Source organism: Erythrobacter litoralis, from assembly GCF_001719165.1.
Taxonomy (GTDB): domain Bacteria; phylum Pseudomonadota; class Alphaproteobacteria; order Sphingomonadales; family Sphingomonadaceae; genus Erythrobacter; species Erythrobacter litoralis.
Map to the genome: position 1 here is coordinate 1,824,623 of NZ_CP017057.1, position 11,758 is coordinate 1,836,380.

Annotated in this window: 11 protein-coding genes, 2 tRNA genes and 1 other RNA gene; 6 read left to right on the forward strand and 8 right to left on the reverse strand. The window is 64.8% G+C overall.

Annotated elements, in window-relative coordinates; genetic code table 11:
• The 3 genes from Ga0102493_RS08715 to tkt are packed head-to-tail and all read right to left on the reverse strand — an operon-like array spanning position 1 to position 4,241.
• Positions 1-1,203 carry a phosphoglycerate kinase gene (locus Ga0102493_RS08715; protein ID WP_034901851.1) on the reverse strand — a complete coding sequence of 401 codons (1,203 nt, stop codon included), beginning with the start codon at positions 1,201-1,203 and terminating at the stop codon, positions 1-3.
• Positions 1,204-1,225: 22 nt separating this feature from the next.
• On the reverse strand, positions 1,226-2,233 hold the full coding sequence (gene gap, locus Ga0102493_RS08720; protein WP_034901161.1) for a type I glyceraldehyde-3-phosphate dehydrogenase: 1,008 nt from the start codon (positions 2,231-2,233) through the stop codon (positions 1,226-1,228).
• A 16-nt stretch (positions 2,234-2,249) separates the two neighbouring features.
• The gene (tkt, locus tag Ga0102493_RS08725) at positions 2,250-4,241 is read right to left on the reverse strand and encodes a transketolase (RefSeq protein ID WP_034901158.1); all 1,992 of its coding nucleotides are present in this window, start codon (positions 4,239-4,241) and stop codon (positions 2,250-2,252) included.
• 325 nt (positions 4,242-4,566) lie between these two features.
• On the opposite strand from tkt, the gene Ga0102493_RS08730 reads away from it, so the two are divergent.
• The 5 genes from Ga0102493_RS08730 to Ga0102493_RS08745 all read left to right on the forward strand — a co-directional run bounded on the left by Ga0102493_RS08730 (position 4,567) and on the right by Ga0102493_RS08745 (position 6,525).
• The gene (locus Ga0102493_RS08730; protein WP_034901155.1) at positions 4,567-4,800 is read left to right on the forward strand and encodes a hypothetical protein; all 234 of its coding nucleotides are present in this window, start codon (positions 4,567-4,569) and stop codon (positions 4,798-4,800) included.
• On the forward strand, positions 4,797-5,306 hold the full coding sequence (locus Ga0102493_RS08735) for a cell division protein ZapA (protein WP_051697600.1): 510 nt from the start codon (positions 4,797-4,799) through the stop codon (positions 5,304-5,306). Before Ga0102493_RS08730 ends, Ga0102493_RS08735 begins: the two co-directional genes overlap by 4 nt.
• A gap of 11 nt (positions 5,307-5,317) precedes the next feature.
• Positions 5,318-5,486, forward strand: a non-coding RNA gene (gene ssrS, locus Ga0102493_RS16650) — 6S RNA.
• Positions 5,487-5,646: 160 nt separating this feature from the next.
• Positions 5,647-6,234: a 5-formyltetrahydrofolate cyclo-ligase gene (locus tag Ga0102493_RS08740; protein WP_034901152.1), complete on the forward strand. Its 588-nt coding sequence runs from the start codon at positions 5,647-5,649 to the stop codon at positions 6,232-6,234.
• 24 nt (positions 6,235-6,258) lie between these two features.
• A complete protein-coding gene (locus Ga0102493_RS08745) occupies positions 6,259-6,525 on the forward strand; it encodes a DUF2842 domain-containing protein (protein WP_418251639.1) in 267 nt (88 codons plus the stop codon).
• A 45-nt stretch (positions 6,526-6,570) separates the two neighbouring features.
• Here Ga0102493_RS08745 and Ga0102493_RS08750 read toward each other — a convergent pair.
• The 5 genes from Ga0102493_RS08750 to thyA form a co-directional block, all read right to left on the reverse strand.
• Positions 6,571-6,647, reverse strand: a tRNA-Asp gene (locus Ga0102493_RS08750).
• Between the two features lie 118 nt (positions 6,648-6,765).
• The gene (locus tag Ga0102493_RS08755; protein WP_034901150.1) at positions 6,766-8,064 is read right to left on the reverse strand and encodes a dihydrolipoamide acetyltransferase family protein; all 1,299 of its coding nucleotides are present in this window, start codon (positions 8,062-8,064) and stop codon (positions 6,766-6,768) included.
• Between the two features lie 7 nt (positions 8,065-8,071).
• The gene (locus tag Ga0102493_RS08760; protein ID WP_051697598.1) at positions 8,072-9,127 is read right to left on the reverse strand and encodes an alpha-ketoacid dehydrogenase subunit beta; all 1,056 of its coding nucleotides are present in this window, start codon (positions 9,125-9,127) and stop codon (positions 8,072-8,074) included.
• Entirely contained in the window at positions 9,124-10,428 is a 1,305-nt protein-coding gene (locus Ga0102493_RS08765) for a 3-methyl-2-oxobutanoate dehydrogenase (2-methylpropanoyl-transferring) subunit alpha (RefSeq protein ID WP_034901147.1), read from the reverse strand. The genes Ga0102493_RS08760 and Ga0102493_RS08765 overlap by 4 nt, the downstream gene beginning before the upstream one ends.
• A gap of 117 nt (positions 10,429-10,545) precedes the next feature.
• Positions 10,546-11,517: a thymidylate synthase gene (gene thyA, locus Ga0102493_RS08770; RefSeq protein WP_034901145.1), complete on the reverse strand. Its 972-nt coding sequence runs from the start codon at positions 11,515-11,517 to the stop codon at positions 10,546-10,548.
• Between the two features lie 110 nt (positions 11,518-11,627).
• On the opposite strand from thyA, the gene Ga0102493_RS08775 reads away from it, so the two are divergent.
• Positions 11,628-11,704, forward strand: a tRNA-Pro gene (locus tag Ga0102493_RS08775).
• The last annotated feature ends 54 nt before the right edge of the window (positions 11,705-11,758 follow it).

The window sequence follows — 11,758 nt, forward strand, 5'->3', positions numbered from 1 at the left end:
TCAGGCCGAAAGCGCCGCGACCCCGGGCAGCTGTTTGCCTTCCATCCATTCGAGGAAAGCGCCGCCGGCGGTTGAAATATAGCTGAAATCTTCGACAACGCCCGCCTGGGCGAGAGCCGCGACCGTATCGCCTCCCCCCGCCACGCTGATGAGCGAGCCTTCCTTGGTCAGCGCCGCCGCCGTCCGGGCAAGGGTCATGGTGGCGGCATCGAAAGGCTCGGTCTCGAACGCGCCAAGCGGCCCGTTCCAGACGACAGTGCGGCAGGTCTTGAGCACGTCGGCAAGCGCTTCGGTCGCCTGCGGGCCGAGATCGAGGATCATCTCGTTCTCGCCCACCTCGTGGACGTTGCAGGTGCGCATGCTCGCAGGGTTGGGGGCGAATTCCTCGGCCACGACCACGTCATAGGGAAGGTGCACGGTGCAGCCGGCATGATCGGCCTCGTCCATGATGCGCGAAGCGGTATCGGCGAGATCGTGCTCGCACAGTGACTTGCCAACATCGACCCCGCGCGCAGCGAGGAACGTGTTCGCCATGCCGCCGCCGATGATGAGATGCTGGACACGGGTCACGAGATGCTCGAGCACGGCGAGCTTGGTTGAGACCTTCGCCCCGCCGACGATCGCCGCGACCGGCGTTTCGGGATTGCCGAGTGCTGCATCCAGTGCCTTTAGCTCCGCCTCCATCGAGCGGCCCGCATAGGCCGGAAGGTGGTGCGCGATCCCCTCGGTCGAGGCATGCGCGCGGTGCGAGACGGAGAAAGCGTCGTTGACGAAGAAATCGCCTGCCGCCGCCATGCCCTGCGCGAAATTCGGGTCGTTCGCCGCCTCGCCCGGCCAGAAGCGGGTGTTTTCGAGCAGGCCGATGTCTCCGGCGCGCAGAATGCCGACGGATTGTTCGACGACCGGCCCCATGACCTCGGGGATGAACATGATTTCCCGGTCCAGCACCTTCTCGACATCACCCACGACATAGCTCGTCGACAGGGTCGAGGAGCGCTGGCCCTTGGGACGACCGAAATGGGCCAGCAGCAGGACCTTCGCCCCGCGTCCGGCGAGTTCGAGGATCGTCGGCTTCACCGCCTCTACCCGGGTCACGTCGCTCGCCGAACCTTCCTTCATCGGCAGGTTCAGATCGACCCGCACCAGCGCGACCTGGCCGGTGAGGTCATCGGTGAGGTCGTCCAGTGTCCTGAAAGTGCTCATGCTCATCCCTCCCGGGCTACGGTCAGAGGAACTTCGCCATCACTCCGGCGGTGTCGATCATGCGGTTCGAGAAGCCCCATTCGTTGTCGTACCAGCTGACGACGCGGGCGAGCTGGCCTTCCATGACCGAGGTTTCGAGACTGTCGACGGTCGAACTCGCAGGGTAATGGTTGAAGTCCGAGGATACGAGCGGGTCGTCGGTGTAATCGAGGACACCCTTCATCGCGCCTTCGGCCGCGGCTTTCAGCGCAGCGTTGAGTTCCTCGGCGCTCGTTTCGCGGCCCGGCACGAAGACCAGGTCGACAAGGCTCACATTGGGCGTCGGCACCCGCACGGAGGAGCCATCCAGCTTTCCGTTGAGTTCCGGCAGGACGAGCCCAACCGCGCGCGCGGCGCCGGTGGTCGTCGGGATCATGTTCGCAGCACCGGCGCGCGCCCGGCGCAGATCCTTGTGGATCTGGTCGAGCATGCGCTGGTCGTTGGTGTAGGAATGGATCGTGGTCATGAAGCCGCGCGTGATGCCGACCGTGTCGTTCAGCACCTTGGCGACCGGGGCGAGGCAATTGGTGGTGCAGCTCGCATTGGAGACGATGTCGTCCTCGGCCGTCAGGCTATCGTGGTTGACGCCGTAGACGATCGTCTTGGAGACGCCCGAGGCGGGCGCGGAGATCAGCACGCGCTTGGCGCCGGCAGCGATATGCGGCCGCGCGGCTTCGTCGGACTGGAAGAAGCCGGTGCATTCGAGGGCGATGTCGACGCCCATCTCGCCATGCGGCAGCTTGCCCGGATCACGCTCGGCGGTGACGGCGATCCGCTTGCCATTGACCGTGATCGAACCCTCGTCCGACGAGACTTCGCCGTCGAAGCGGCCATGGACGCTATCATAGGCGAAAAGCAGCGCGTTGGACTTGGCATCGGCAAGATCGTTGATCGAGACGAGTTCGAGATCGTGATCGCCCCGCTCAAGGATCGCACGCGCCACAAGCCGCCCGATGCGGCCAAAACCGTTGATCGCAACTTTCGTCGCCATGATGTGAAACTCCTGCTTATCCGTTCAGTTTTTCTTTTATCTGCGAAACGACCTTGTCGGGGGTGAAACCGAAACGCTCGAACAGGTCGCGCGCCGGCGCCGAAGCGCCGAAGCGGTCGAGGCCGATCGTCAGGCCTCGCGGAAAGGCGCGGTTCGAGGTGTAGCGTTCCCAGCCGTAAGTGCTCGCCGCCTCGAGGCTGACGATCAGGCCGTCATCGGGAAGGAGATCGGCGCGGTAATCGTCCGGCTGTTCATCGAACAGGTCGGTCGAGACCATCGAGACGACGTCGACGCCGACCCCCTCGGCCTCGAGCGCATCGGCCGCGTCCACGGCGAGCGCGACTTCGGAGCCGCTAGCGAGGATCACGACCTTGCGCGCGTTCGTCGCCTCGCGCACACGGTATCCTCCGCGCGCGCAAGGATTGTCCTCGCGCTCCTCGAGCCGCAATTGCCGCAGCCCCTGGCGCGAGAGCGCCAGCACGCTGGGGCGGCTCTCCTGTTCAAGCGCGACCTGCCAGCATTCGGCGGTTTCGACCGCATCGGCCGGTCGCAGGACAAGCAGGTTCGGGATCGCGCGCAGGCTCGCGAGATGTTCGATCGGCTGGTGCGTCGGCCCGTCTTCGCCAAGCCCGATGCTGTCATGGGTCATGACATAGATCACGCGGGCCTGCTGGAGCGCGGACAGGCGGATCGCACCGCGCGCGTAATCGGTAAAGACGAGAAAGGTCCCGCCATAGGGGATGACGCCGCCATGCAGCGCCATGCCGTTCATCGCAGCGGCCATGCCGAATTCGCGGATGCCGTAATAAATGTAGCGCCCCGAATAATCGTCGGCGGTGAAGGCCTTGATGTCGCCCGCCTTGGTGTTGTTCGATCCGGTGAGGTCGGCGCTGCCGCCCATCATTTCGGGCACGGCCGGGTTGAGCACTGCGAGCGCCATCTCGCTCGCCTTGCGGGTCGCAACGCCTTGCGGATCGGCGACAAGCTTGGCGATGTGCTGGCCGAGAACGTTGCTATCGGGCAGTTCGCCGGCCATGCGGCGCTCGAACTCGGTCTTCTGCGCGCTGTCATTGAGGCGCACTTCCCAGTCACCGAGCGCGTTGCGCCCCGCATCGGCAGTGCTGCGCCAATCTTCAAGCACGTCATCGGGAATGACGAAAGGCTCGTGATCCCAGCCCAGCATCTCGCGGGTCGCAGCAATTTCCTCGGCACCGAGCGGAGCGCCATGCGTCGCCGCCGTGCCCTGCTTGCCCGGCGAACCCTTGCCGATCACGGTCCGGCAGGCGACGAGCGAGGGGCGGTTCGTCTCCTTCGCCTCTGTGATTGCGCGCTCGATATCGCCGAAATCGTGTCCGTCGCATTCGACCACGTGCCACCCGGTCGCTTCGTAGCGGGCCTTGATGTCCTCTGAGGTCGACAGGTCGGTCGCGCCGTCGATCGTGATGCGGTTATCGTCCCACAGCACGACCAGCTTGCCAAGATGGAGGTGCCCGGCAAGGCCGATCGCCTCGTGGTTGATGCCTTCCATCAGGCAGCCGTCGCCCGCGATCACCCAGGTCCGGTGATCGACCAGGTCGTCGCCGAAGACCGCATTGAGATGCCGTTCCGCGATTGCCATGCCGACAGCCATCGCAAGCCCCTGACCCAATGGTCCGGTGGTGCATTCGACGCCTTCGAGCAGGAAGTTCTCGGGATGCCCCGCACAGGGGCTTCCGAGCTGGCGAAAATTGCGGATGTCCTCGATCGTGGGCCGGGCATAGCCGGTGAGATGGAGCAGCGAATAGATCAGCATCGAGCCGTGCCCCGCCGACAGCACGAAGCGGTCGCGGTCGGGCCAGTCGGGGCGTGCGGGATCGAACTTGACGTGCCCATCGAACAGCACGGTCGCGACATCCGCCATACCCATCGGCATGCCCGGATGGCCCGAATTGGCGGCCTGGACGGCATCCATGGAAAGAGCCCGAATGGCGTTGGCCATTCTCTGAAGCCGGGCAGTGTCTTTCGTCATCGCGGGGTGTGCCTCCTGCTGGCGCCGCTGGATCGGGTGAATCGCGGGTGAGCCTCCACCCTACTCGCCCGCCCCTGCCCCGTATCGAGCCGGGCGATTCGATCCCTCCTGGCGATTGCGCGCTGCCATTGCCGAGCCTTCGGGGAAGGTCAAGCGCGGGTCTGGCGACACCCCACGCGCACACCAGTCGGACAGGGCCCGGACGGGACCCGCACGCGGCCTCAGGCTTCCATCCGCCTGGTCCTGCGCACCTTTCCCCCGAACACTTATCAACAGGCGCGGCCAAGGCTTTGCACAGCTTCGCCTTTGTTGATAATTCGAGTGTATGGCGACAGGCCGGATCGATCAGGCGATCACGCGCATCGAGGCCGCGTTGTCTCGGCTCGAGAGCGTACGCCCGCTTGCTCCTCCTTCCGCCGACCCGGGCGAAGAAACCTCCCAGGGCCATGAAAATTCCGCGCGCGTCACCGCTCTTGTCGACAGCCACGAGAAGCTGCGCGAGGAAGTGGCCGACACGCTGCGCGATCTCGATGCGCTGATCGCGGATCTCGAGCAATGAGCACAGTCACTCTCACCATAGGCCCGCGCAGCTATCAGGTCGCCTGCGCCCCCGGAGAGGAATCGGCGGTCGAGAAGCTCGGCGCGATCGTAGCCGAGAAATACGCACAGCTCGGCGCGGCACGCGGACCTCTCGAAGCGCAGAACATGCTTTTCGCCGCGCTCTTCATGGCCGACGAACTGGCCGAAGCGCGCGCGACCGCGGCGAAGGCCGAACACCAGAGCGAACGCGTCGGCGGCACGCGAGAGGCGCTCGAGGCCGAAATCGAAACCCTGCGCAAGGCCGAAGCCCGGGCGCGCACCGAAATCCGCAACCTCAAGGCAGAACTCGCGACACTGCGCGAAGCCGCCAATCACCAGCACGACCTGTTCGGTTCGCAGGATAAAGGCGAAGCCGAGCGCGTGGCCGCCGCGCTCGAAGGACTTGCCGGCCGCCTGGAACACGCTGTCCATGCGCTTGCGGGTCCTGCTGCAGACGCTCTTGAAGCGGACCCTGCGGAAGCCTAGATAATTGCTTGGCGGGACTGCCCGGCACGAGCCGATCGAATATCCCTGAGGCTATAAGCAATCCAAGGGAGCTGTCCCTGCCTGGGTTCACGGGTTCGTCCCGGGGTCCCGGGTAAACGGCGCCCACCTGACGTTGAGGCGTCAGAGGATTTCCCGGCAACGACCCATGGTGGTTCCGTCACGTTGTTTTCTGCCCTACCGCTTCGCTGCTTGAGGGCGGATTGTCCGGGTTTTCTCGCTCATGCGGCCTTGCGGCCGTGCCGCTGCAGGCGGGCGATCGCCCCGCGGCCCTTCGGGCCGGTTATGCCTTTGTGTCACGAGCGGAGCGCAAGAGGGTCCCATGTCCACCAAGTCCGAACTTCGCGAGCAGCTTCGGGCGCTGCGCAGGGTGCATGTGGAGGCGCAGCCGGATCGCATCCGCGCGCTGCTGTTTCATCGCCCTCCCGCCACGACGCTCGAGATGATCGCCGAAGACGCGGTGATCGGCCTTTACCATGCCAGCCGCTACGAAGCCCCGGCGAGCGCCTATGCGGGTTTCTTCGCCGAGCGCGGGCATACCATCGCGCTTCCCCATTTCACCGCGCGCGACGCGTCGATGACTTTTCGCGCGCACAGCGACCCTTTCGGCGCCAGCGACCTTGCGCCCGGCCCTTTCGGATTGCTCCAGCCCGCAGGCGAACCCGATGAGCTGGTCCCCGAAGTGCTGTTCGTGCCGCTCGTGGGCTTCACCGAGGATTGCGAGCGGCTCGGCCAGGGCGGCGGGCATTATGATCGCTGGCTCGCGGAACATCCGGGGCGCCTGGCGATTGGGCTCGCATGGGACGCGCAGCTGATCGAACCGGCCTCGGCTTTGCCACTGGAACCGCACGACCAGCGGCTCGCTGCAGTGGTCACTCCGACCCGGATCTATCGCCCTTCAAACGAGTAACAGGCCGCCAATGAGCAATCCCCGATGACAAACCCGATGCGCGAGACACCGACCTGGCGGATCCCGATCGGGATCATCACCCTGTTCGTCGTTCTCATGGCCTATGCCATTGCCATTGCCCGCTATGCCCCCGACCTGATCGGACGCTGGCCCGGCTGGGCGCAGACGATCGTGTACCTCGTGCTGGGCGTGATCTGGCTCTTGCCGCTCAAGCGTTTCCTGATCTGGATGGAAACCGGCCGCTGGAGCACGCCCTCGCTGCTGCCCGGTCCCGACGACGAAGCGCGCTGATCCCTCGCAAGGGGACCGCGCCGACTTTACCGATCATGGGGAAAGTGGCGCGAGTGACGGGACTCGAACCCGCGACCTCCGGCGTGACAGGCCGGCGCTCTAACCAACTGAGCTACACCCGCGCATGGGTGGGTTTTCCGTCCCCGGGCAGGGTCCCTGCCGGTGGGGGAGCAGCGCCATTAGGCCCGGCGCGGAAGGCTGTCAACGCTCTCCCGCCGCACCTAAGCGCTTTTTTTCGTTTCAGTCCTGAAGCAGCAGGACAGGCGTCTCGATCAGCGTCTTGACCTCCTGAATGAAGCGCGCTGCATCATAGCCATCGACGACGCGGTGATCGCAGGAAATCGAAATGTTCATGAGCTTGCGCTTCTCGATTCTTTCGCCGCTCCCTGCTCCATTGGGCCCGTCGGAGACGAACATGGGACGCTCGACGATGCGGTTCGGACCGATGATAGCGACTTCCGGCCGATTGATGACCGGAGTGGTCGCAACGCCGCCCAACGGGCCGAGCGAGGTCACGGTGATCGTCGAGCCCGACAGTTCCTCCGATTTGGCCGATCCGCTGCGCGCCGCTTCGGCGAGGCGGGCAATTTCACTTGCGAGCTGCCACAGGTTTCGCGCCTGCGCATCGCGAATGACCGGGACCATCAGGCCATTATCGGTCTGGGTCGCCATGCCCATGTGGACCGATCCGTGCCGCGTCACCACGCCCGCCTCGTCATCATAGCGGGCGTTTATCATGGGAAATTGCGGGATCAGCTTGCAAAAGGCCGTGATGAGCAGGGGCAGCAGCGTGAGCTTGGACCGGCTGCCGCGATTGGCGTTGAGATCGCTGCGCATGGCCTCGAGCGCGGTCACGTCGCATTCCTCGACATAGGTGAAATGGGGGATGTTGCGCTTGGCAGCGGCCATGTTCTGCGCAATCCGCTTCCTGAGGCCGATGACCTTGATCTCCTCGTCCGCGCGCGTCGCGCCCGCGGGCGAAAAGCCACCGCCCGAATTGTACGCGATGAACTGGTCGAGATCGCCGTGTCGCACGCGCCCGTCCTCTGCAGGCTTCACCTCGGCGAGGTCGATGCCGAGATCCCTCGCACGCTTGCGCACGGCGGGGCTCGCGAGCACCTTGCGGTCAGGCTCGGGTTCCCGAGCCGGAGCAGGCGCCGGGGCAGCTGAAGGCTTGGGCTCAGGCTCAGGCTCAGGCTCAGGTTCAGGTTCGGGTGCGGTTTCAGGCTCGGGCTCGGGTTCGGGCTGATGAGCCGGTTCGCTCGCGCTCTCATCCTGCGCGTCGTCGGGCACTTCGCCCTCCACCTCGATCACCAGCAGCATCGCGCCGACCGCGATCGTGTCGCCAAGCTCGCCCGCGACCTCGATCACCTTGCCCGCGACTGGGCTTTCGATGTCGATCGTCGCCTTGTCGGTCATCACGTCGACTAGGTGCTGGTCCTCCTCGACGCGGTCGCCGACCTTCACGTGCCATTCGACGATTTCCGCCTCGGCCACGCCTTCGCCCACGTCGGGCATGTTGAAAGTGAACTTCGCCATGGTCGCGTCAGTCCTTCAGGATCTTGTCGATGGCCTCGCCGATGCGGACGGGACCGGGGAAATAGGCCCATTCGAGGCTGTGGGGATAGGGCGTGTCGAACCCGGTGACCCGCGTGACGGGTGCTTCGAGGTGATAGAAGCAGCGTTCGGTAACGAGCGCCGACAATTCCGCGCCGAAGCCGGAGGTGCGGGTCGCCTCGTGGACGATCAGGCATTTTCCCGTCTTCTCCACAGACTTTTCCACAGCCTCGATGTCGAGCGGAACGAGCGTCCTGAGGTCAAGGATGTCGGCATCAACACCCTTCTCCTTCGCCACGGCTTCCGCAACATGGACCATCGTACCGTAGGCAAGGATGGTGAGCTCCTCGCCCTCGGCCACAAGACGCGCCTTACCCAGCGGGATGCGGTAATACCCTTCGGGAACGACGCTTTGCGGGTGCTTCTTCCAGGGTTCGACCGGGCGATCGTAGAAGCCCGAGAACGGCCCGTTGTAGATCCGCTTGGGCTCGAAGAAGATCACCGGGTCGTTATCCTCGATCGCCGCGATCAGGAGGCCCTTTGCGTCATAGGGCGTGGACGGGATCACCGTCTTCAACCCGGAGACATGGGTGAACAGGCTTTCAGGCGACTGCGAATGGGTCTGCCCGCCGAAGATCCCCCCGCCAAAGGGCGATCGCACCGTCATTGGGGCAATGAATTCCGCCGCCGATCGATAACGCAGCCGCGCTGCCTCCGAAATGAGCTGGTCGAGGCCGGGATAGATGTAATCGGCGAACTGGATTTCCGGCACGGGGCGCAGGCCATATGCGCCCATCCCCACCGCGACGCCGATGATCCCGCATTCGGAGATCGGCGTGTCGAACACCCGGGTTCGCCCGTGCTTTTCCTGGAGGCCCGCAGTGCAGCGGAAGACGCCGCCGAAATAGCCGACATCCTCGCCCATCACGATCACGTCCGGATCGCGTTCGAGCATGATGTCGAGCGCCTCGTTGATCGCCTCGATCATGTTGATGCGGCGTTCGGTTGTCTCTGCGGCCACGTCCTGCTTCGCTTCGGCGCTCATCGATTGGGCCCCTTCTCGCCGAACTTCTTGATCCGCTCGCGCGTGGCCTGCTCGGCCTGTTCCTTGAGATGCCAGGGCAGTTCCTCGAACACGTCCTCGAACATGGTGCGGAACGGCTGGTGGAGGCCGTGGCCGAGAATGCCGTTTTTCTCGGCCTCCTTGGTCACTTCCTTGACCTGTTCGGCGCATTCCTTGTCCATCGCTGCCTGGCGATCTTCGTCCCATTCGCCGATCGCGATGAGATGGTCCCTGAGCCGCTTCACGGGATCGCCCAAAGGCCAGTCCTCCCGCTCCTGCGCGGAGCGGTAGCCCGACGGATCGTCCGAGGTCGAATGGCCCTCGGCACGGTAGGTGAAATATTCGATCAGGGTCGGCCCCTTGTTCGCCCGCGCCCGGTTCGCCGCCCACAACTGGCTGGCATAGCAGGCGAGCGGGTCGTTCCCGTCCACCCTCAGCCCCGCAAGTCCATAGCCGAGCGCGCGCGCGGCGAAGGTCGTCCGCTCCGCCCCGGCAAAGCCCGAGAAGCTCGAAATCGCCCACTGGTTGTTGATGACATTGAGGATAACCGGTGCATTGTAGACCGTCGCGAATGTGCAGGCGCTGTGGAAATCGCCTTCTGCGGTGGATCCCTCGCCCACCCAGGTCGCAGCGATCCGGCTGTCGCCCTTGATCGCGCTCGCCATCGCCCAGCCGACCGCCTGCGGGGTCTGGGTCGCGAGATTGCCGGAGATGCTGAAGAAGCTGTGTTCGCGGCTCGAATACATGATCGGCAGCTGGCGGCCCTTCAGCTTGTCGCCCTTGTTCGAATAGATCTGGTTGATCATCTCGATCAGGGGATAACCGCGCGCGATCAGGATGCCCTGCTGGCGGTAACTGGGGAAAACCATGTCGTCAGAGGCGAGCGCCATCGAGGTCGCGATGCTGGTCGCCTCCTCGCCGGTGCACTTCATGTAGAAACTGGTCTTGCCCTGCCTCTGCCCGCGAAACATGCGTTCATCGAATGCCCGGGTCATCGCCATGTGGCGCAGCATGGTGCGCAGGGTTTCGGGATCGAGCTTCGGATCCCAGGGGCCATGCGCCCTGTCGTCATCGCCCAGCACGCGGATCAGGTCGTAGGCGAGTCCGGTCATTTCGGACGGATGCGCGCCCTCGTCCGGCCGGGGCTGCGAGCCCGCCTCGCCGATATCGAGATCGGAGAAATCGACCGGATCGCCCGGGCGGGATTTCGGCTCGGGCACGTGCAGTGCGAGCGCGGGGCGGTTGTCCCCGCCCCGGGGCGGTTTGTCGGCCGGATCGGCCATAGAGGCGCTCTCCCAAAAGAGTGAAGCGGGTCGCCGCACGCACGCAGCGATCATTGCTTGCGCGTGAAAGTTTATTTCAGCGTCGGAAGGCGGTCAAGCTCGGGACGAGCCAGCGGCTCACACCGCAACAGGTGCCTTGATCGGCGGCTGCGGGGCGTAATCATGGACCACGAAATCCTCGATTCCATAGTCGAAAATTGTCGGAGGCCGTCGCACGATCTCCAGCCTCGGATGCCCGTTCGGCTCGCGCGAGAGCTGTTCGGTGATCAGATGCGCGTGGTTCAGATAGAGATGGACGTCCCCGCCCATCCACACAAGCTCGCCCGGGTCCATGTCGACCTGTTGTGCGATCATCCGGGTGAGCAGAGCCGCCGACCACAGGTTGAACGGCAGGCCGAGCGCGACGTCGCAGCTGCGCTGGTAGAGAACGCAGTTGAGCCGCGCAGCTTTCCCCTCGCCCCCGCGATCTTCGGCGACATGGAACTGATAGGTCTTGTGGCAGGGCGGGAGTGCCATCCGATCGAGTTCGGCGACGTTCCAGCCTTCGATGATGTGGCGGCGACTGGCAGGGTTCGTGCGCAGGCTTTCCACCACGTCGGCGACCTGGTTGATCCCCGGCCCCTGTTCATACAGCCCGTCCTTTCGATAGCGGAAGGTGGGCCAGTCGACCCATTGCTTGCCATAGACGGGCCCGAGGTCGCCCCAGCGCTTAGCGAAAGCTTCGTCTTCGGCGATCCTCTCGACAAACGCGTCGAGCGCGATGTCATCGCCCGTTTCGCGGACATAGCGCGCGTGAGGCCATTCGTTCCAGATCTTCACGCCCTGCAGGACGAGCGGGCGGATATTGGTGTCGCCGGTGAGGAACCACAGCATCTCGCGCGTGGCAGTCTTCCAATAGACCCGCTTGGTGGTGAGCAGCGGCATCGCCCCGCCCTCGAGGTCGAAGCGCAGTTGCGCCCCGCAGATCGAGCGCGTGCCCACGCCCGTGCGATCGGCCCGTTCGCTGCCGCCGTCCCAGATGCGGCGCATCAGATCGAGATATTGTCGTTCGTAATGGGGCGAAGAATCGGGATGCGGGACGCTTTCCATGACAAAAAGCCATAGCGGCCAATTGCCCGCTTGCCACCCCGCCCTGTCCCACCTATAGCGCGCGCCTTGCCTCGACCCGCGGGTGAGCGAATCCGCGGGGCCGACACGGTCGGGGAGTAGCTCAGCCTGGTAGAGCACTGTCTTCGGGAGGCAGGGGCCGGAGGTTCGAATCCTCTCTCCCCGACCAGTTTCCGCCGCTTGCGCATGCAATCCGTCCGCATCGATCCGGTCGCATGCCGGA